This is a genomic window from Silvanigrella sp. (assembly GCF_044369315.1).
Taxonomy (GTDB): Bacteria; Bdellovibrionota_B; Oligoflexia; order Silvanigrellales; family Silvanigrellaceae; genus Silvanigrella.
Genome location: NZ_JBIPMD010000003.1, coordinates 1 through 18,900 on the forward strand (window position 1 = coordinate 1; position 18,900 = coordinate 18,900).

25 protein-coding genes are annotated in these 18,900 nt (G+C 31.0%); all 25 read right to left on the reverse strand.

The annotated features are described in order from the left end of the window. Positions 1-145: 145 nt before the first annotated feature. The 25 genes from ACIQ56_RS00445 to terL are packed head-to-tail and all read right to left on the reverse strand — an operon-like array spanning position 146 to position 18,547. Positions 146-853, reverse strand: coding sequence for a hypothetical protein (locus ACIQ56_RS00445; protein WP_397599111.1), 708 nt, complete (start codon positions 851-853; stop codon positions 146-148). Between the two features lie 6 nt (positions 854-859). Next, on the reverse strand, positions 860-1,660 hold the full coding sequence (locus ACIQ56_RS00450; RefSeq protein WP_397599112.1) for a hypothetical protein: 801 nt from the start codon (positions 1,658-1,660) through the stop codon (positions 860-862). Then, positions 1,657-2,232, reverse strand: coding sequence for a hypothetical protein (locus ACIQ56_RS00455; protein ID WP_397599113.1), 576 nt, complete (start codon positions 2,230-2,232; stop codon positions 1,657-1,659). Before ACIQ56_RS00455 ends, ACIQ56_RS00450 begins: the two co-directional genes overlap by 4 nt. After that, complete coding sequence (locus tag ACIQ56_RS00460; RefSeq protein WP_397599114.1) at positions 2,222-3,643, reverse strand: hypothetical protein; 1,422 nt, start codon at positions 3,641-3,643, stop codon at positions 2,222-2,224. Before ACIQ56_RS00460 ends, ACIQ56_RS00455 begins: the two co-directional genes overlap by 11 nt. Further along, positions 3,643-3,984, reverse strand: a complete 342-nt coding sequence (locus tag ACIQ56_RS00465) for a hypothetical protein (RefSeq protein ID WP_397599115.1) — start codon at positions 3,982-3,984, stop codon at positions 3,643-3,645. Before ACIQ56_RS00465 ends, ACIQ56_RS00460 begins: the two co-directional genes overlap by 1 nt. 8 nt (positions 3,985-3,992) lie before the next feature. Continuing rightward, positions 3,993-4,772, reverse strand: a complete 780-nt coding sequence (locus ACIQ56_RS00470; RefSeq protein WP_397599116.1) for a Gp138 family membrane-puncturing spike protein — start codon at positions 4,770-4,772, stop codon at positions 3,993-3,995. Next, positions 4,769-5,638: a baseplate hub protein gene (locus tag ACIQ56_RS00475; RefSeq protein WP_397599117.1), complete on the reverse strand. Its 870-nt coding sequence runs from the start codon at positions 5,636-5,638 to the stop codon at positions 4,769-4,771. Before ACIQ56_RS00475 ends, ACIQ56_RS00470 begins: the two co-directional genes overlap by 4 nt. Continuing rightward, a complete protein-coding gene (locus tag ACIQ56_RS00480; protein WP_397599118.1) occupies positions 5,623-5,982 on the reverse strand; it encodes a phage baseplate plug protein in 360 nt (119 codons plus the stop codon). The genes ACIQ56_RS00475 and ACIQ56_RS00480 overlap by 16 nt, the downstream gene beginning before the upstream one ends. After that, complete coding sequence (locus ACIQ56_RS00485) at positions 5,982-6,656, reverse strand: phage baseplate protein (protein ID WP_397599119.1); 675 nt, start codon at positions 6,654-6,656, stop codon at positions 5,982-5,984. The genes ACIQ56_RS00480 and ACIQ56_RS00485 overlap by 1 nt, the downstream gene beginning before the upstream one ends. Continuing rightward, positions 6,656-8,500, reverse strand: a complete 1,845-nt coding sequence (locus tag ACIQ56_RS00490) for a hypothetical protein (RefSeq protein ID WP_397599120.1) — start codon at positions 8,498-8,500, stop codon at positions 6,656-6,658. The genes ACIQ56_RS00485 and ACIQ56_RS00490 overlap by 1 nt, the downstream gene beginning before the upstream one ends. Continuing rightward, positions 8,490-8,651: a hypothetical protein gene (locus ACIQ56_RS00495; RefSeq protein ID WP_397599121.1), complete on the reverse strand. Its 162-nt coding sequence runs from the start codon at positions 8,649-8,651 to the stop codon at positions 8,490-8,492. Before ACIQ56_RS00495 ends, ACIQ56_RS00490 begins: the two co-directional genes overlap by 11 nt. A gap of 11 nt (positions 8,652-8,662) precedes the next feature. Then, complete coding sequence (locus tag ACIQ56_RS00500) at positions 8,663-9,127, reverse strand: hypothetical protein (RefSeq protein WP_397599122.1); 465 nt, start codon at positions 9,125-9,127, stop codon at positions 8,663-8,665. Beyond that, complete coding sequence (locus tag ACIQ56_RS00505) at positions 9,120-9,545, reverse strand: phage structural protein (protein ID WP_397599123.1); 426 nt, start codon at positions 9,543-9,545, stop codon at positions 9,120-9,122. The genes ACIQ56_RS00500 and ACIQ56_RS00505 overlap by 8 nt, the downstream gene beginning before the upstream one ends. A gap of 8 nt (positions 9,546-9,553) precedes the next feature. Continuing rightward, positions 9,554-10,597, reverse strand: coding sequence for a DUF3383 family protein (locus ACIQ56_RS00510; protein ID WP_397599124.1), 1,044 nt, complete (start codon positions 10,595-10,597; stop codon positions 9,554-9,556). Further along, positions 10,584-11,051: an LIC_12616 family protein gene (locus ACIQ56_RS00515; RefSeq protein ID WP_397599125.1), complete on the reverse strand. Its 468-nt coding sequence runs from the start codon at positions 11,049-11,051 to the stop codon at positions 10,584-10,586. The genes ACIQ56_RS00510 and ACIQ56_RS00515 overlap by 14 nt, the downstream gene beginning before the upstream one ends. Further along, entirely contained in the window at positions 11,035-11,367 is a 333-nt protein-coding gene (locus tag ACIQ56_RS00520; protein ID WP_397599126.1) for a hypothetical protein, read from the reverse strand. Before ACIQ56_RS00520 ends, ACIQ56_RS00515 begins: the two co-directional genes overlap by 17 nt. After that, a complete protein-coding gene (locus tag ACIQ56_RS00525; RefSeq protein WP_397599127.1) occupies positions 11,364-11,816 on the reverse strand; it encodes a hypothetical protein in 453 nt (150 codons plus the stop codon). The genes ACIQ56_RS00520 and ACIQ56_RS00525 overlap by 4 nt, the downstream gene beginning before the upstream one ends. Next, positions 11,806-12,228 carry a hypothetical protein gene (locus tag ACIQ56_RS00530; protein WP_397599128.1) on the reverse strand — a complete coding sequence of 141 codons (423 nt, stop codon included), beginning with the start codon at positions 12,226-12,228 and terminating at the stop codon, positions 11,806-11,808. Before ACIQ56_RS00530 ends, ACIQ56_RS00525 begins: the two co-directional genes overlap by 11 nt. Before the next feature lie 32 nt (positions 12,229-12,260). Next, entirely contained in the window at positions 12,261-12,530 is a 270-nt protein-coding gene (locus tag ACIQ56_RS00535) for a hypothetical protein (RefSeq protein WP_397599129.1), read from the reverse strand. Positions 12,531-12,542: 12 nt separating this feature from the next. Continuing rightward, positions 12,543-13,550, reverse strand: a complete 1,008-nt coding sequence (locus ACIQ56_RS00540) for a hypothetical protein (protein ID WP_397599130.1) — start codon at positions 13,548-13,550, stop codon at positions 12,543-12,545. Continuing rightward, positions 13,547-13,915 carry a hypothetical protein gene (locus ACIQ56_RS00545; protein ID WP_397599131.1) on the reverse strand — a complete coding sequence of 123 codons (369 nt, stop codon included), beginning with the start codon at positions 13,913-13,915 and terminating at the stop codon, positions 13,547-13,549. The genes ACIQ56_RS00540 and ACIQ56_RS00545 overlap by 4 nt, the downstream gene beginning before the upstream one ends. Positions 13,916-13,919: 4 nt before the next feature. Beyond that, the gene (locus tag ACIQ56_RS00550; RefSeq protein ID WP_397599132.1) at positions 13,920-14,978 is read right to left on the reverse strand and encodes an XkdF-like putative serine protease domain-containing protein; all 1,059 of its coding nucleotides are present in this window, start codon (positions 14,976-14,978) and stop codon (positions 13,920-13,922) included. A gap of 8 nt (positions 14,979-14,986) precedes the next feature. After that, positions 14,987-15,805 (reverse strand): phage minor head protein, encoded by an 819-nt coding sequence (locus tag ACIQ56_RS00555; protein ID WP_397599133.1) that lies wholly within the window; start codon positions 15,803-15,805, stop codon positions 14,987-14,989. Next, entirely contained in the window at positions 15,798-17,105 is a 1,308-nt protein-coding gene (locus ACIQ56_RS00560; RefSeq protein WP_397599134.1) for a hypothetical protein, read from the reverse strand. The genes ACIQ56_RS00555 and ACIQ56_RS00560 overlap by 8 nt, the downstream gene beginning before the upstream one ends. After that, positions 17,096-18,547 carry a phage terminase large subunit gene (terL, locus tag ACIQ56_RS00565; RefSeq protein ID WP_397599135.1) on the reverse strand — a complete coding sequence of 484 codons (1,452 nt, stop codon included), beginning with the start codon at positions 18,545-18,547 and terminating at the stop codon, positions 17,096-17,098. The genes ACIQ56_RS00560 and terL overlap by 10 nt, the downstream gene beginning before the upstream one ends. Positions 18,548-18,900: the final 353 nt, after the last annotated feature.

Here is an 18,900-nt window from a genome sequence, read left to right on the forward strand (position 1 = left end):
ACAATGGCTTCAATTAATTTGTTACCTTATTAATCGCACTGCTTACTTCCACGCTGATGGCTAATCTTTACGTGGGTGAGATTCGCACTCACTGGTTCTTACGCACTTATCTTGGCGCACCATAAAATTTCCTTATTTTTAAATATTAATTATAGCCAACAACATTTAAATTTATTTTTTTATTCCTTAGCATATCAAATAAATTTGTTTTGATTAAACTATCAGATCCTAAATAAACTCTTGTTGGTAAATTGATATTCTTAATTCTAAATCTAAATTCGTTATAACTATCATCAACGTTACCAGCTAAAATAACAGCACCTTCTCCATATGTAGATAAAAAACCATTATTAATTGCTGATAAAGAATAAAGTGCAGGATATGCATACCTATACTCACCAGTAACTGTTGCAGATCTAGAATCAATTACAATATCATTTCCATTTTTATCTCTAGCAATTAATTCTACCGTATAAGCATTACTATTTTGGTAATTCCTACAGCCATAACAATCAAAAAGATGATTTCTAAAAGGAAACGAAGCAGTAACATGTTTGTATCTAAAAGCCCCTCCCATTGAGTTTATATTTATTGATGGACTAGTAATTGATTTAATTGGAGCCCCGTAAAAACTTAACGATGCATAATACCCATGATCACTATATCCTGAAGAAGAGTCAAGCTCATATAATCTCGATCTGCTGATATTATCAAAATCAAATTCAACAGAAATTTGATCCGCATCGCAAGTGAAAGATCCCTTTGTTGGATCACCACAAGTTGAATTTGCATGGGCATTTAATCCGCAAGAAGCAACTAAAAATCCTAAAATACCTAAAACTATTTTTTTCATATAAAATTATTTAATCCTTATTATATATACTGTTGTTACGTTTTGCGGTTCGATATTTAAATCAGATTTACCGCTTATATTTGATGTTTCTGCCTTATCAAGCACACCATTAATTGCATCGCCTAAAACACCACTTGTATAAAAATTTCTGTAATCATGGCTTGAATTTACTAATTGCAATCCACTGCCTTTAGCAGATGTATTTGCCGCTGGATTAAAAGAGAGAACATAATCAGGCTCATTTTCTCCCTTTCTTGCGTTCTCATAAAATAATTGTATTAATCTTCCTGTATCAGCGTTATCTATTTTTAATCTTGTTACTTCATGTGTATGGGCATAATTATGTGTGTGGTTAAAATTAACATTATTATTTTTATTACCACCTAAGACATTATCTTTGTTAGAACCTTTTAAAAAATTATTATTATTTAAATTAGGTATTGTTTTTCCATTAAATGGAGACTCTTGATCATTAATTATTTGGCCATTGCAAAGAACAAAACCAAATTCGTCTGCTTTTTCCAAGGCAATACATTTGTAGCCCCCAAGGCTTGGAAATGTCGCAACGGCAACGCCAATAGGAACGCCCACGGTAGAAACTTTTTGTAATTGTTCATCAAGATATCTAAGCCATTGGCCTACTAAATTATTCTTATAATTTTCCCATTCCCTTGGGGGAATTTCGTCAACATCCCATCCGTCGTCAATTTTTGATTGTGGATATTCTGCTTTTGTATATGTATTATTTAATCCATTTTTGTTGTTTTTTATACACCAATCGGCATATTTTTCAGGTTTATTTATCATTCTTCATCCCTAATTATAGAAGCATAACCAGCTCCTTTGTTTGAATTATTGCCAAATATTGTTTTTAATCCTGTATATAATTTTTTGTTATATCCAAATGGATTTTCAGATTTTGAATATCTTAAACCAAAGGTAACACCAAGTGAAACTGTATTTTTTAACATTAAATATTCATTTTTATTACAATTATTACATGCTATTATTTCACAACGTGCGGGATAAGATTCGCCATATAAATATTTTTTTCCATTTAGTATCAATTCTGCCGCTAATATTACATCATTGCATAGCCCCCGAGAACAATCTATTGCTATTTTATTTTTAATTTCCTGCCTATATATTTCATCATTATCTATATTTCTAGGAATATTTTTATTTATTCCAATAACATCTAATTGTTTACCTATCGCATTGTTTAACCCCCGTTTTGTTGTCATATTTTCTAATGTTTCTTCAATATCATTTAACTGAATCCCTATTGCATCATTTACAATATTAATTATTTCTTTATCTTGAAATTGAAATAACAGTTTATTATTTAATTCTTTTTTATGTTCAATTTTATTGTACATTTTTAATAACCATTATTTCATTTAATGAAAATGTAGCGTATTCGGTTCTTGATATTTTTATTTCTTTTTTGTAAATACCGTCTGATTTTTTAGCTAATGATAAATTTATATTTATAATTCCAATACAACTTGCAAATATAGAACCATAAAATTTCTGATCAATTATATTATTATTAATCCCTAAACTATTACCATATTTTGAAACAGATTCTCGCACAATAATATCTCCATTTTCTGGAAAATTATTTGTTACGATTAATTCAATTTTTACTAAAATAGGAACGTCGCTAGGACGGGAAAAATAAATATCAAAATATTGATCTGTTTTTGGGATATAATACGGAACCCTAACACTACCTACACATGGAATACCCGACGGCTTGTTATTAAATATAACCGCCGCAATCTCCTGATCATCGCCACCCTCAACAATCGCTTGATACGAATGTGGCGGGAGACCCTCGCTCGATACCTTATCGCTATCGTTATTAATAACATCAGCGCTAGAAACCCCGCGCACATCAGCAAGTTTTGCTTTAAGAGCCTGCCAAACGTTTTGACCGATAATCGCACTTGCTCCTGACCTTCGCGCTCTGTATTCGATATCTGATTCGCGAAGCCTACCGAGAGATCGCGCTTGCTCATTATTTGTAGCACGCGAGAGACCGAGGGCAGGAGAAACAACAATGTTTAACGTTTCAGGAGGGCATATAATCGCGCCGTCATTTTTAGCGCTAAACATTGTTTTATTTGTCACTTTATCTAGTGTCTGATTCTCACTAATGTAAGGTAAAAATACACTAAAATCATTTGATGATATTGTGTAGAAATTATCGCTTTGTATTATTTTATAGTTATCAATATTAAATAAGCTTACTAAATTTCTGCAAACATCAACAGGTTTATCATTTGCTTTTGATGTGTAAGATATTTTTTTTCCATTAATATTTATAAAATATTCTTTACTTGGTAGTATGCCGTCATTTATTTTTGCTGAAAATTCTATACAATTATTTACATTTAAAATAATTTCATTTTCATTAAAAAATAGTTCATTATTTGCAACGCATTTTAATAAAAATTCTTTAGGTATTTTTGTGCCTATTTTTCCTGTAAGCGCAGCTTCAACTTTTGTTTTTGCAGCTTCCAATCTGATAATATTACTATTTAAGCCGCAATCATCAAGGTTTTTTTCTTCCGCACTATCAGGATTTGAAGCGTCGTATGCGCTTTGCACACCCTCCCAAACTTCGCTTAATTGAAAAGAAACAGATTCTAAATAGTTACCGATCAGAGTATCTTCTAATACAATTTTTACTTTAGCTTTACTCTCAATATATTTAACCATCTCAGACAATATTTGAGGTTGTCTTTTAATATTTAAGCCTTCTCTTGTCATGTATGATGTCATTAAATATTGTCCTTAATTGTAAACACTTCAGAGTTTTTAGTTTTAATTTCTGCGTTATAGAAATATGTTTTATTATTAGTATAAGAATTAAACTTAATTATTTTTTCAACATTTTTAACGCTTAATATTTCTTTCTTAAAAAGAATATCAATGTTTTGTTTTGTTGTTTTTTTTCCTAAAATCTTTTGATAGTAGGGAACTCCTCGAGTTTCATCTAAAAAATACTCGCCTTTAAATGTTCTGAGTCTTATTTTTATAGCTTGCGCAATGTTTGATGTAGATAATATTTTACCACTTTTAATATCTATTTCGCCATCATTATCTAGTAAAATATCAACCATAATTAATTCTATCCCTTTGGTAAATCTGTTACAGACCCTCCAGACAATACACCCGCGTGAGTGTGTTTACTTAAAGAGACCAAACCTTTTGCCGCTGTTACTTCAACATCTGCTTTTACGTTTAACGCTTCAATATTTGAGGATGACTTTAATGCTGTGCAAGAAATTTTCTTACATTCAATATCACCACTGAAAGAAACTTTATCCGCTTTGATGATTGCATTATTACAAGTGATATTTAAATTACTATCGCTTTTAATCTCGATTGATTTTGCGGAAACAATGCAAACATCATCATCGCTATTTATATTTAGTTTAGATTGTGCATGAATGTCTAGAGTATTATTGTCGTTAATTACAATTTGGCAATTTGCATTTTTTAACACAATGGCGTTTTGTGCAAATTGTATTTTTTTACTTGTTGGTCTTAAACAGGGAATAGCTAAAGCGTCACTTAAATTAAATTTACGTGTGTCGTCAGGGTCAATTGGCGCACCGTCTGAATTAATCCACGCGTCGATTGAACGCTCGCAAATCAGAACTAAAACCGTGTCATTTTCTTTTATCGGTAGTCCTATAATTGAATTAGAAACAGACAAAAAACAAATCGGAACGTTATGTAAAATCGGCAAATCTAAAACTTGCCCGTCCTTGAATCTTTTTTTAATTGTCGGCTGCAAATCGGCACATTGATTTTCATGGTTATATCTCACAACCTGAGCAGGAAAAACAGTGTGAAACTCAGTTAAAAAATTTTCTAGATGCGCTTGTATTACTTCTGATATCATCGAACCTCCACAGCAAAGCCTTTACTTATCCAGTCGCCGCCTAAATATGTTCCCTTATGTTCAATGCTAATTATTTTGTAATTACTATTAACACTATCATCATTATTAATTTTAATCATCGAAAGAGGTTGCAGCGCACCATTAAGAAATGCTTCAAAATTTACACCGTCTACAGGCTTTTTTTCTTTTTCTGTAGCCTGTGGATCATTTTTTGTTTTTTCTGCGATGATTAAACCAGAGCTATAATCTAATAAAAAACCCTGTTGTTGCGTTATTTTATCTCTAGCTGCAATATAAATAATATTATTTTGTATTGAAAAATTCATATTTAGAGGTTGTAATATTTTTGATATTTCTGCTTTAGTAAATCCACAGATTGAATAACCATTTCTATATATTTTATTTGAAAGCAACTCTGAATTGTAAATTGTTCCTAATGCTAAATCATTTTCTTTTTCCATTAAATCACTACATAGCGCATTTATTATTGTCAGCGCGTTTGTTCCTGCTGGAAATGATTTTGATGTTTTTGCTTCTCGTAATGCAATATAACCTTCGGCCGCTTCAATATTTGTTTCATAATCAGTTGCATTTTTTTTGCTTGAAGCTTTTGTAATTTTCCCTTGAAATATAACGGTTTTATTTTGATAACCTGCACTAAATATAATGGCCATATTATTTTTAGCTGTTAAGGCATCTCTGTATTCCTTATCTAAACCTATTATCTTTAGAGTTAGTTTATTAATTGATTTATCGTTTTCTTGTCCTTTTTTTACAGAAAAATCTATTTCATGATCATCTAAAACAAATCCAATGGAGTTAGGTTGCCCTATAGTTAATTCATATGACCTTATATATTGTTCCATAGTTCACCTTGTTTTATTTTATCAATTGCTTCTGTAGAAAAATAATATATTTTAAATTCATTCCCTAAATTTTCAAAATTTGGATATTCATAAATATTTTTGTTATTAAATCCTACAATTTCACCAGCAAATAAATTTTCTATTTTGTATCTTTTAAACATCCCTACAAAAGGCAATATTTTAATATTTCTAATTAAATAATTGTCTTTCATATCCAGAACAGACAAGCGCCATCTTTCGTCTCGTGAATTAAAAGAAAATTCAAATTGATATGCTTGATTATCAATGATATTTGTTTGCACAAAGTAATGAGATTTATTTGTAATTACTATTTCATATATCATTATTTAAACCCCAAAAATGAAGATACGTTTGAAGATACGTTTTTTAAACCATCAAAAACTTTCACACCATATGTATCATTAGGATCTATTTTTTTTGTTTCATTTTTTCCGTTATTCTTTTTTTCAACAACTTTAGGCTTAACTTTTTCTTTTGGTACTGATGTAGTTTTTGTTTTGACTTTAATAATTTTTTGTATTTCAAGAGTAAATTTTAAACTATCCCCGTTATCGGCATTAAATTTTGGTGTGTAATTTAACAAAACAAGGTTGTCTATTTCATCAAATCCCCTAATAAATAAAGAGAATGTTTTTTGCGATTCATAAAGATTTTCAAAATATTTATGTGCATCTAAAACTCTATTCTCTTCTACATTTTCTTTTATTTTAATACTTGAATTTGATGTTGTTTTTCCAAACAATAAACTTATTTTATTAATAATTCCGTTATCTGCTTTTACTTCAACATCTTCATCGCTTGTTTCAATTGTTGGTATATTTGATATTGTTCCATCAATTGAAAACTTAGGATTTTCTAACACTCTTGAGTCAGAAACAGAAATGCCACTACCGATAGGTTTTGATGTTACTTTAGAAGAATAATTTCTAGAATCTTCATTTGTGCAATCAATATCAATAGAATTACCATCACCATCTAAAATAACTATTGCGCCCATTATTCCCTGCTTGTAGCGTCTGCCATTGCTAATGAGTAGTGAGATGTAAACGTATCATCAACATAATCACGAATTTTATTTGCTAGAAATTTTTCGTCTGTTTGATGATGATTATTTGATACAATATCAAAACTCAATTTAGGTGAAAATGTATTAGTTACGTTATTAATTGGTTTTTGTGTTGGATAAATAAGCGGCTGTTGGCTCCTATATTCTGTAAAATGTTCCACTTTTGGGATAATAGTACCCATAATGTTATTAACATCATCTAAAGATATTTTAGGTTTAAATCTTCTAAATTTATCACTTACACCACTAAATATCTTGCTAAATACTCCTGAAATTTTTGATGACATCGCTAGGATAGGCTCAACAACATATTGAAAATATTTATCCTTAATATAAATAAATATACCCAATAAAAAATCTTTAACTCTATTAAACGCACTATAAATTTCTAAAGATATTTTTGTACCAAATTCACCAAATTTTTTAACCCATGATTTTGTTTTTTCGCTTATCCATTTTGAAAACTTTGTACCGAATGCTTCAAATTTTTTAATCCAGCCTATTGTATGATCATAAATCCAGTTTGAAATTTTTACGCCAATTTCTTCAATCCAAGTTCCAAATTCAGAAAATAATTCTCTTAATTTTGCAACAACTTTTCCAGTAACAGAGTTTTTTCCATGAAAATATCCGTAAATATCCTCAGCAAGTAAACCAATAACAGCAATTACCGCGAGCACACCCGCAACAATCAACCACAGAGGTAGGGTCATTAAAATTTCTGCAATTGTCGCTGTTCCTGCGGCGATTGCTAACGCGCCATCTGCTATTATTAAAGCATTTGTTACAACAATATTTGCAAGTAGTGCTATTTTATTTGCGTTGAGCGCTAACGTTAAAGCCCCTATAGCACCCACGACCGACCACATTACCACTGGTACTTTATCAAAAGCTTCTGCAATACCATGAATAAAATCCGATGTAATTCTTATTAGAGGATTTAGTTTACTCAACGCACTAGAGAACATATCAAGCGCTTGTACTGCTAATTTTGTAAAGCCCGCCTCTCCAATAGTTTTTTGGATCATATAAATTTGGTTTTTAAAATTTTGAAGTGCAGCGGTAGGACTTTTATAATAAGCTTCTACCCCGTCCTTATATAGTGAATATCCTGAGTCACTTATAAGTTCTGCTCGTTGTTCTGCGGTCATTGCTTTTAATTTTGCATCTGCTACTTTTTTGCCACCTAATCTTTTTTCAATTTCCTGCAAAATAATTGTGTCATCACCGAGCTCTCTTTGTTTTAATTCGGCCATTGAAGCAGTGCCAGCAATAAAATCTGTTACGCCTTTCTGCACTCGCTGCAAAGTTTCTTTGTTTTTTATATTTGCGCCAGCATAAGCAATTTGTAGTTTTGTATATATATCATAGGACTTATCAACGCTAATATCAGAGAATGACATTTGCTGTTGAAATTTTCCATACTCTTCCGTTAATGCTGCAATCGACATTTTCGACTTTAAAGCAAATTGAGTGACTTTCTCCAGTTGTTTTGTAGAAATATCTTCTGATTTTGTCGCATTTATCAACTGATTTTTAGCATTTTCATATTCAGCATTTACTTTAAATGTGCTTTTAATTCCTTCAAAACCTAAATAACCAGCTAATACAAATTTTAATTTTTGCAAAACTCCAGAAAGTTTTTCAACAGATTGAGCATATTTGTCAACATTTTCTCGACCTTTGCTCATACTATTTTCAAAAGCTGAAAGCGTTGACTTGTCAAATTGAATTGTAAATCTTGCGAAAAAATCCGCTAGTAAATTAGCCGCCATTTTTGTTATACTTTCTTTGCATTTCTAAGCTTTGCCTGTATTCAATTTCATGTTGCTGTTCCATGTATTCGATTTCATCAAAAATATCATCAAGAGTAAAATTCTTAAATAATTGTGATTTTGAGATTTTAAATTGATGACATATTCTCATAATTTTAAAATCTAACTTAGTTTGATTTTTAATGCGTCGAGAAACTTCGAGGAGCCAATGATCCGCTGGAACATTGCCCCTAAATCTTTTTTTAACAATTGTTCCATACAATTCATTTTAATCACATGAATAAATAATTCGATAATCGTTAAAGCATCTGTTTTATTTATAACATCTCTAGTAAATGCAATATTATTTTTTGTAATATTTTTTAGCTTAGAAACTACATAATCAAAATTTAATTTTTTAATCAATTCACTAATAATTTCTTCAATATTTAATTTTTCAATATCTGGCCTGTAAACTATCTTTTCTTTGCCATCATCATCTTTAATAGTTTCTTTTTTAAAATTCTTTACACTTATTGCTAACATTGATAGACATTGCATATATAAATCGTATGAATCGCATGTTTCTAATTTTTCAATTACAAAATCATCGCCATCAATATTTACTTTAATTTTTTCTTCAGTCATCTGTACCACCTATAAATATTTTTAAATTTTTAACTAAAAAAGTCCATTCAATTGGCTTTTCTTCCACGTTACGATCTAATTCTGGCCAGCCTTTTAATCGTCCTAATCCTGTACAAAGCGTTAAACCGTTTGTATCTTTAACTATAATTGGAATTTCTTTTGTGCCGTTTGGTGCTAACTCATCCGCTAATAATAAAGCCGATAGTTTATCATTTGTTTTAAATGTTGAAATAATTGTTACCGAAATTGTTCCCGTTCTATCTGGATTTTTTACAAAAATGGAATCGCCGTGCGCTCCTGATTTTAATGTATATAAATCCTTTGTTCTTTTTACTTTAATAAAAGAACCATCAGCAAAACCAGTTACTTCTACACCGCCAATATTTACAATTGTTGATTCTGGATTATAAAGCGTCATGTTTCCTCTTATAATTGGTAATTAATTTGAGCTTTAACTTTGTGAATTGCACCCGTTAAAATCAAATCTATTTTAATGTCATCAAGTATTCGTTTAGCTTTAATATTTTTTGATATTTTAGCAGGCTTTGGCATTTCAACTTTATATTCACTTACGATTTCATTTGCATTTTCTAAAACTTCATGAATACAATTTTGAATAGTTACAATTCCGCTTTCCGTGAATAAAACTTTTTTACTATTTTTTAAAACAAAAAATATATTCTCTTGGACTCTTGCCTTAATAAAATCTAACCCAATTTTTATATCAATTGGCGTTCCGTCGCAAAGTGTCCCGTATCTAGTTACGTTAACGCCTGCTATCATTTGATAGGTGTTGCCATTTTTTGCAAATATATTTTCTGATTGAGTTCTGCTTAAACTGTCTGATTTAATCCCTGATAGCGTTTTATATGCAATTGTTGCTGTTCCTGCTTTATATGCTAAACATTGTCCAAGCTTTGCACATTCAGCAAATTTACTTGCTTCCTCCGAGTACATCCAAGCAGTATTTTTAAAGCCTGATTTTTTTAAAACGCTTCCTAAATCTTTTCCTGTTTCTTTAAACGGATTATCACGAGAAGCGGGATCAGATGTAGCGACAGCATAAATTTTTGCAGTTGTATCAATATATTTTGCAATAGAAATAATTTCGTCATCTTTTTTTGTGTATGTGGCCAAACCATACCAATCATCATTTACATTACTAATTTTGCTTAATGCTGTTGGCCAGTCATCAATTTTACCGTCTTCTTTTTTAGTAATTGGTGCAATAATTAACTGTGATGGTCTAGGCTCTTGTGCAAAAAAAGCACTAGCTGCAATGTATGCGCTATCGGTCGCAAGAAAACCGTCGTCTAATATTGCTTTTGATTCCGAATAAATTCTAAGAACATCATTAAATGAACTAGGAACGTTATCAGTAACAAATAGCCCAGTTCCAAACCCTTTTTGTGATATACTTTGAGCGGAATTAACCGCCGTCACTTCTATAATTTCTTCAATTTGTGCCATAATTTAATTTAACCTTTTCTATATTTTCATGCGTTTCTATTTCTTCGTTTTTAAAATAAAAATAAGATTCAAAAGTCATTCGCGGTAAATAACTTTCACTAAATAAATATGATGTGTTTTTAATTTGGTTATTTTTTTTCCAAGATATGTCAATATCTGCAAGCTTATTTTGTATTTCTTCTAGTGGCCACATGTTAGAAATTTTTATTGCATTTTTTGCAGCATCTGAGCCAATACAGTCAAAACAAATTTCTAGCTCTAACAATTGGATATATTTTAATTGATTATCAATTATTTCTGTTTTTTTCCGACCAATAGGACTAATTCCTATAATATATACAGTAATATAATTTTGTTTTTTTGTTTCACAATCTTGTTCTGCAATATAAACAGGTAAATTTAAATATTCAGAAACTAATTTACATATTTTTCTTATTTCATTTGTAACTATCATACGAAAAAGCTATTGCCTCGTAGCGTGCAGAATTTCCTAGATAGTATTGGTCAATATATTTAATTTTATATACAATATTATTATATATAAATTCGTCATTTAATTTTATTTCTTTGTCTGCAAAGACAAGAACTGATGACTTTATTTTAGATAAATCTTTGTCGTTTATTAAGCGCATGCCGTTATATGGCTGTATTCCTAAATATAATTCAATATTTTCTTTAACTATTTCTTCAAAAACACCGTCAATTAAGTCACCTTCTTTTCTAGTAATATTTATTTTTAGTCTCGGAATTGCCCGCGGTTTTTGCTTCATTTTTCCACTCTCCAAGAAACATTTCTTCTTAAATGGCCTTTATCAATCAATGGTTTTGATGATTTTTTCTTCTTTTTAGTATACTCGCTATTTTCTTTAAAACTTCCATTTGTTATTTCTAATTGCATTTCCTGCATCGCCTTAACACCAACTTTTCTAAATGCAGATTTAAAAGAAGCTTTAAAATTAATAGTATCCCTAACTGCATCTTCAATATCTTTTTTAAAATCTTTATTTTTATTTAGAGTTTGACGCATAAATGGGCGCGGTGGAATATTTTTACCATCTCCGTACTCATTTATTTTTGCAATAGTTGCTAATGTTAATTCAGAATCTTTTTCTTTTTTACCATCAAAAAATCCGACTTTTAATTTTGCGCCCGCCAAGTCTTCAAGGACACGTTTTAGTTTTTGATAGTTTTCAGTATTCGCTTGTATTTTAGTTGTCATTACCGCGCCATGCTCTAGGATTGTCACCATTCCTATCACTGAATTGAGTTTTATTTATTTCTTTATTATTTATATTTTTCTCATACTCATTTGCAGAAATTCCACCAATAAATATTGTACAACCCGAGATATATTTATTTTCTAATTCTTTAGCTAATGTTTTATAATTGGATTGAATTTGAGACGCTTTTATACTCAATTTACCCTCTGTTTCATCAACATAACGGGAGTATTTTGCTATTAAAATGTAACAAGCTTCGATTGCCGCGGACTCAACATCTCCAAATGCGTCAATCAGAAATAAAATTTCGTTATCTAAAAGCAACGGATCGTTTGCGTCCGTGTCTTGAATTAAAAAACGAAGTTTGTCTAATTTTGAAGCGTTCGGATTTCCAGAGTAACTAAAATTCATTGGCACTTTCCTAAAACATTTAAATTAGTGTTTTAAATTGATTTACAGCGTTCATTTTTTTTAATGACCTGAGCATCATTTTTTTTATTTTCTACATTAAAAACTAGACCGTATTTATTAGCGGAAGCCTGCACTTGCTCATGGGAGCCAATTAATTTTCTGACGTACAACTGGTTTGCTGCAAAATCAGTCAAACAATCTATTGGCTCGCCAAATTCCAAAACGCGCCCATGATAGTAAAGCCCCGCGCGTGCTTGGACGTAAAATTTTTCAATTTCATAAAATGGCGGTTGTCTTAACATATTGTTACCTTATTATGATACGATGTTATCAATAAATACGCCTAATTCTTTCCCAACTAAACGCTGATCTCGTGCGTCCGATGTTCTGACGATGTGCGATTTACAATTGATATCCCACCACATTTCGGTACAAAAAGAACCATTCCCAATGCGATCAAATTCTCGATTACCGTTTAGTTGTTTTTGTAAACCTGTCCACGCAAATGTATATCCGCTTGCTGGAGTCTTTAAACCTGGGCTTTCAGGAACGTAACAAAGCAATGCTGATTTTCCTGATATATATTCGTTTGGTGTTGTTGTATCACCTTCTTTACCTTGGTTATAAATCGCATCCATAATATAAATATTATCTAATTCAAAAATAGCCGCGATTGTTTGCCGTGTGACAATTGCAGGGTCATCACCGCCTTTGTACAATATCCTTGATAAAAGCTCGGTATTTTTCTTTAATTTTCTCCATGCAGGTTTTGATAATACTAATGTATTTGGCTCAAATCCTGTTTTTAAATAGACAAGCTCTTTCCAATCATCAATATTATCTATTGGCGCTGCGGTGCGTTGATCCCATTGGATAATATTATCTTCTTTATTTTCCTTACCGCCTTTAAAATTTGTTTCCCAGCAACCAGTTCTCATAAATGTTCTCGCGAAATTAATTTCACGATTTATCAAAGATTTTCTTGTTAGTAATTCGGTAGTATCTATCTGAATGTTTAACGGTTCGTCAGCATTAACTTGATGAGCAATTGGAATTTTTGTTTGTAATTCCCATGACTCACAAATATAAGCATCTTTGCTTTTAACAGTTAATTCGATTGACGGAGCATTCCCACCTGGTGCAACTTTTTTTACATCATCCCTTAAATACTGCTTTGAATCATAAATAAAATAAGAAGCTGATTCTTTTTCAACTGGGATTTCAGGAAATATTTTATTTGCTACAAATTTATCTGCATCTTGTATATATGCAACAGATATATTTGTCATCGGTCTATTTATATGAATTTTATTATCGCTCATGCTGTTCCTTTATTATAAAACTTATGAAGTATAACTTCAATTATTTGCCCTTTTGTTCCTTTTTCCAAAGCCTTTGCTAAGATTAATTGGTTTTCTTTTGTTTTTACTGCGCATCCTTCCGCATCCGATGAAATAAAATCACCGTCTGCAATTACGTCTCCACAAATTATTTTTGCAAAACCGATTGTCCTTAAAAGTACAGTCTGGTCTTTGTAAAATTCATTTAATGAAACACCATCCGAATACTCGTTAAGTTTTGAAGTAAAAACCTTGCCGTCTCTTATTGTGCAAAATTTATATTGTTTTATCTCATTATCCCCTACTGGAAATGATGTTAAATCAATCCCTGCTCCTAATGTAGCCATTTAATTATCTCCTAGCATTTTGTTTTATTGCTTTAGCGACTGCTTTTTCTTTTGTTAAATTTGAATCTTTATCCATATAGCTTTTTGCTATTATTTCAGTTTTTGATTGAGGAGTATTTGTTGTTTTGTCCTCTGGATTATCTTCCCCAAATGGAACAAAATTTGCGGATTTTTTAATTGTGTCTACTGCGCTATTTAACGTTTGTTCAATAATTTTAAATTGCTCTGGATTATTTTTTGAAACAGCCATTAAAGCGTCAATTAAATTATCTTCGGCTGGTGTATATTTTTTTAAGTCAGAAACTTTTGTTTGAAATTCTTTCCTGATTGTTTCTGTTTTTTCTTTTTCATACTTAGCTAACATATCCTCATTTTGTTTTATAATAAAAGCTAATTCTGGAGAAGCTGATTTAATTATGTCTTCTTTTGTCTGCTCTTTTTTCTCTCCAAACTCTTTTTTTATTTCTTCTAATAAAGTTAAATTTGTTGCAACTTCTTTTTTAATATCTTCAATTTTTATTGTCATTTTTTTATTTTCTCCATCTAAACTTTTATTAAATTCAATTATTTGTACATTATTGGCAGGCTGATCAACGATAGATATTTCAAAAACATCAACGTCAGAAAGTCTTCTTTTTGGATTATTTATATATGGATTTTCTTTTGATTTTTGAATATTTTCTTGCTGTAATAACTCTGTTAAAGCGGTACCTTTTACGGAAAAACCTTTAAATTTTTCTTGTTCTATTTCCTCCTTTATTTTGTCATTTAAAGGCTCGAACTCGCCAAACCATGAACCTTCTTTAATTACTTGATCACCAATATTTATATCACTTTTAGAGATATAACATTCAACTAATGCAATATCATCACTAATAACATGCTGTTTACCTGTTTGTAGCTGCTTCTTTTTCATGTAATTGTAGCAAGCTTTTTTTACTTCTTCTTTGCTTAATATATCGCCGTGTAAATCTGGTAAATCAGGCTGTAAAATTAAACCTGTTATTGTTTTATAATCTTTATTAAATTTGTATGATTTAGATATAATTTCAAACTTATTCATTCTCTACCTCAAAATTTTATTACGACGAAACAACGACAACGCGCATGTAAGATTGGACGCTCAACTTTTGCACCAAAACCCGTTGTAAATAATTCTTCCATTTGGATTATTTGACCATTCATAGGCGCGCAGTTTGCACATTGTCTTTCATCGCTCGCTGTAACCCATTCTTTTTTTGTATTTGTTGGAATATCCCCATCAGAAAACATTTGTTTTTGCATTAAATCCCTGCCTGCACTTACCGCATTTGCTGACTCTGTTAATGCGATAGTTTCAGCTCTGAGCTTCAACATTTGCTTTGCTTTTTCTTCAACTATTTTTTTAATAACTTCTTTATTTGTATTTTTACTTAATAAATTGTCTTCAATTGATTTTAACGTTTTAGATTGTGGAGCATTTAAATTTATATTTAGTTTTATTTTATCAGCAATTGTTTTAACTGATAACTGTCTGTCAATGCCTTCATAAACAATATCTTTTATAATTTTATCTTGTTGTTCTGTGAGTCCTGTAATTAATTTATTTGTTACAGTTTTTACTTGACTTAAGTTAACTTCCCTATCTAAATCTAGCAAAATATGTTTTGTTTTTTCCATTTCATTTGCGGCTGTATTTATAGTACTTAAAATTACAGGAGAAAATTGTTTTAAATTTTGCTGAAATTTTTCAAAATTAATAGCTCTTTTAACTCGTGATAAATTTCTTTCTTCTATTGCCTTAATTAAATCGTCAATTTCAATTTCTTCATTAACGCTGTTTACAATATCTAAAAACACGTTTTTAAATTCACGCGATAGTTTTTTTATCAGAAATTCTACTTCAAACATTGCTTATATCCTCACCAATTTGCGGAATATTACCACGTTCGCGTATTTCTTTTTCGAGTGTATGATCAGGAGTTAAAGCCCCACATTGCACGAGTTCCATTATCGATTTTGCAAATATTTCAAAATCGATTGTATCAATATTTCCATGTTTTATTTTGACCATATTTTCCAACGGCCAGTTGTTCATAATATATATTTGTCTGATCAGACTATCGTTAATAACATCTTGTACAACATCTAAATAATAATTTAATGATTGAGCAAATAGTTTGATTTTAACTTCGGCTAGGTTATAAGTACCACCTGCTTTTTTAGCTCCCATATACATAAAATCAGCTAATAATTGAATTGCAATATTTGCTTCGTATCGTTCTATAATTGTATTTGTATCAATTTGTTTTTGTCCTGCCGCTTTAACCAGATCAAATTGAAATTGGCGATGATTTGTTCCTTCATATATATTAGAAGGTAACAAAATACCCGCTTGCGTGTTGTTTCTTATATTTACTATTTGGCTTGCTAAATTATCGTATTGTCTTTTATTTTCATCTGTTTTTTTACTCATAATGCTAGCGGGAGCGTAAACAACAGGAATACCAGCAAGATCTCGCTCAATCGAAATGGCTTCAATTCGTCTTATTTTTTTTACGGTTTCGTAACTCTCGTAACAGCCCCGAAGAATAGAAATGCCTTCAGGTAAATCACATTCTGTTGTTGTTCTAAAATGTAATAATCTTTCGATGGGAATAAAAACCTCACGCCCACTTGATGGGATCCGCTGGAAAGCGCCAATTGGTGTCCCCGTAGGATCAAACGCCCATTTGATTATTGTTTTTTGTGACCTTAAAGGAATTTTACGCGGCGCCCAAAGGCCATCTCGATAATTATGTTTAGAATAAAACCTACGATCAGTATGTAGCCCTAGTCTTTGCTTCCAAACAATTTCTAACAAACTGTAACCATGCGGTAAAAATGTAAGCGCATCATTCATTGTCTGAGTAAAAGTTTTTTCCATATCATTGAGCATTTGTTCAACGATTATTCCTCTTTTTTCTAAATCATTATCAACGCAATCAGTCGAATATTTCCAAGAAACATTGTAAAATAATTGATTCATGAGAGTCAAAACGCCGTTAATTGTTGCGTCGTTTTTTCTCATTTCATCAAATATTTCAGCGCCATTTCTGCTACGTAACTCAGGTACAAATTCCTCAAATGTATATCCAGAATTACGTAACGAACCAGTGTCTCCAATCTCAATCATTTCATTACTTGTATTACTTAATTTCTTTACGCCCATAGTCTAAATTCACTCTTATAAAGCATATGATCAGCGTTAAAATCAACATCATTGATATCCTGATCTTCAAAACTTTTTTCTATTAAATACGAAACACCTTGCGTAAATGCGTCCACAATATCATCATTAGGAGCACGAGGAAAACCTAGTAATTGATTGTTAAACTCACTCCAAAAACTAGCATTTTCTTCTATTGGAAAAAATATTTTATTAGATTCTAAAACTGGAGTTATTGCATTCGCTCGTGTTATTTTATCTTCACAGGGATGTACTAATTTATACGCCATAACAATATCTTTGATACAATCAGCCACAGCCTCGCCATTTGCTCTTGCTTCAATAACAACTGTATTCACTTTATATTTATTATAATTATCTAAAACTGCTTGGACTGTTTCTTTAAAGCCTAACCTTTTATTTATTACATCAATTAAATAAATTACTTTTTCTTTGATTCCTAAAACTACGCCAGCAACAAAATCTGAATCTGATTTTTTTGAAAATGGAAAATCCCATGATGATATTATTAAATCAAATTTTTGCGGCAATTCTGCTGGATAATATTTGTTTTTAAAATGTTCTAATTTAAATAAATTACCCTGTTTTACTCTCGGCTCTTGCTCGTATAACGCTGCCCAAATGTGAGGTAATTTTCTTGATTTTGTTTTAAGCATTCTTTCGAGCGAATATCGTTGCGGGTGTAGAACTTCTCCCGCTTTTCTGAAAGGTTCGTCTTTATCCGCAATAGCTTTAAATTTGATAACTTTCCAATCGTCAGGAAATTTTGCAATTAATCTACCCGCAAGATCATCTTCTGCCCAGCGGGTTAACACAATAATAATTCCACTTTCAGGAGACAAACGAGTATCTGCTACTGCATCGAACCATTCGTATTGATCGTCCTTTAATTTTTTTGAATTTGCGTCTTTGGGTGAGCGGATAGGGTCATCAATTATTAATAAGTCAGCACCAAAACCCGTTGTTGTCCCATCCATTCCTACGGCTTTGTAATTTGCTTTATTTGTTAGTCCCCAATGTTCAATTGATTTATTATTATTTGCAATGCCTATATTATATGTATCTTGTATATATTTCTCAAGCACAACATCACGAGCAGCACGCGAAAATTTATTCGCAAGCTCTTGATTGGCGGAAGCCGCGATCACTTCAAATAGAGGGTTGTTTAATGCACAAAACAAACCAAAACGAACTGTTATGGATTCACTTTTAAGATGACGTGGTGGCATATTCACGATTAAACGCGGGGATTTTCCAGCTAACAAATCATAATAAAATAAAGTCAATTCTTTAAATAAATAATTTAAATAAGGAGCATCTTTATATTTTGGGACAGTATTTTTCACCATTGCCGCAAAATCTTTTCGCTTATGCATTAATTGCAGGCTATCTATTTCTTTTTGAATATCGCTAAAATTATACAAAAACATACCTCCAGCTTTATTTTCAGCATGTTTTCGCAGTAAATAGCAATAGATAATATTTAAAATAATTAATAACTATATTAAAAATACAAATTGCATTTATTATTTTTTTTACAATTGGGAGTTATCCACAGGTTATCCACATCTTTTATTCATGGCTAAGTTAAAGTAACCATGATTTGATTAAAATTACAGCAAAGTAACATTTGACTTTAGGGGAGAGAAATTTTAAAATTTGAAAACTACTAAGCAAGATCACGGGGAGGCAATAGTGCCTCCTTTTTTTATTTGGGCGTGATTATTTCCAGCTTTCGGTCTGTATCAAAAATCAAAAAATAATCACCTTAAATTTT

What these genes read in the sequence shown, in the direction of transcription:
- ACIQ56_RS00470 (WP_397599116.1), bottom strand. Translation starts at nt 4,772, where the DNA reads ATGATATCAGAAGTAATACAAGCGCATCTAGAAAATTTTTTAACTGAG.
- ACIQ56_RS00510 (WP_397599124.1), bottom strand. Translation starts at nt 10,597, where the DNA reads ATGGCACAAATTGAAGAAATTATAGAAGTGACGGCGGTTAATTCCGCT.
- ACIQ56_RS00500 (WP_397599122.1), bottom strand. Translation starts at nt 9,127, where the DNA reads ATGACTGAAGAAAAAATTAAAGTAAATATTGATGGCGATGATTTTGTA.
- ACIQ56_RS00520 (WP_397599126.1), bottom strand. Translation starts at nt 11,367, where the DNA reads ATGAAGCAAAAACCGCGGGCAATTCCGAGACTAAAAATAAATATTACT.
- ACIQ56_RS00515 (WP_397599125.1), bottom strand. Translation starts at nt 11,051, where the DNA reads ATGATAGTTACAAATGAAATAAGAAAAATATGTAAATTAGTTTCTGAA.
- ACIQ56_RS00450 (WP_397599112.1), bottom strand. Translation starts at nt 1,660, where the DNA reads ATGATAAATAAACCTGAAAAATATGCCGATTGGTGTATAAAAAACAAC.
- ACIQ56_RS00505 (WP_397599123.1), bottom strand. Translation starts at nt 9,545, where the DNA reads ATGACGCTTTATAATCCAGAATCAACAATTGTAAATATTGGCGGTGTA.
- ACIQ56_RS00560 (WP_397599134.1), bottom strand. Translation starts at nt 17,105, where the DNA reads ATGGGCGTAAAGAAATTAAGTAATACAAGTAATGAAATGATTGAGATT.
- ACIQ56_RS00475 (WP_397599117.1), bottom strand. Translation starts at nt 5,638, where the DNA reads ATGGAACAATATATAAGGTCATATGAATTAACTATAGGGCAACCTAAC.
- ACIQ56_RS00540 (WP_397599130.1), bottom strand. Translation starts at nt 13,550, where the DNA reads ATGAGCGATAATAAAATTCATATAAATAGACCGATGACAAATATATCT.
- ACIQ56_RS00555 (WP_397599133.1), bottom strand. Translation starts at nt 15,805, where the DNA reads ATGTTTGAAGTAGAATTTCTGATAAAAAAACTATCGCGTGAATTTAAA.
- ACIQ56_RS00480 (WP_397599118.1), bottom strand. Translation starts at nt 5,982, where the DNA reads ATGATATATGAAATAGTAATTACAAATAAATCTCATTACTTTGTGCAA.
- ACIQ56_RS00545 (WP_397599131.1), bottom strand. Translation starts at nt 13,915, where the DNA reads ATGGCTACATTAGGAGCAGGGATTGATTTAACATCATTTCCAGTAGGG.
- ACIQ56_RS00535 (WP_397599129.1), bottom strand. Translation starts at nt 12,530, where the DNA reads ATGTTAAGACAACCGCCATTTTATGAAATTGAAAAATTTTACGTCCAA.
- ACIQ56_RS00530 (WP_397599128.1), bottom strand. Translation starts at nt 12,228, where the DNA reads ATGAATTTTAGTTACTCTGGAAATCCGAACGCTTCAAAATTAGACAAA.
- ACIQ56_RS00460 (WP_397599114.1), bottom strand. Translation starts at nt 3,643, where the DNA reads ATGACATCATACATGACAAGAGAAGGCTTAAATATTAAAAGACAACCT.
- ACIQ56_RS00550 (WP_397599132.1), bottom strand. Translation starts at nt 14,978, where the DNA reads ATGAATAAGTTTGAAATTATATCTAAATCATACAAATTTAATAAAGAT.
- ACIQ56_RS00455 (WP_397599113.1), bottom strand. Translation starts at nt 2,232, where the DNA reads ATGTACAATAAAATTGAACATAAAAAAGAATTAAATAATAAACTGTTA.
- ACIQ56_RS00445 (WP_397599111.1), bottom strand. Translation starts at nt 853, where the DNA reads ATGAAAAAAATAGTTTTAGGTATTTTAGGATTTTTAGTTGCTTCTTGC.
- ACIQ56_RS00525 (WP_397599127.1), bottom strand. Translation starts at nt 11,816, where the DNA reads ATGACAACTAAAATACAAGCGAATACTGAAAACTATCAAAAACTAAAA.
- ACIQ56_RS00490 (WP_397599120.1), bottom strand. Translation starts at nt 8,500, where the DNA reads ATGGCGGCTAATTTACTAGCGGATTTTTTCGCAAGATTTACAATTCAA.
- ACIQ56_RS00495 (WP_397599121.1), bottom strand. Translation starts at nt 8,651, where the DNA reads ATGAGAATATGTCATCAATTTAAAATCTCAAAATCACAATTATTTAAG.
- ACIQ56_RS00465 (WP_397599115.1), bottom strand. Translation starts at nt 3,984, where the DNA reads ATGGTTGATATTTTACTAGATAATGATGGCGAAATAGATATTAAAAGT.
- ACIQ56_RS00485 (WP_397599119.1), bottom strand. Translation starts at nt 6,656, where the DNA reads ATGGGCGCAATAGTTATTTTAGATGGTGATGGTAATTCTATTGATATT.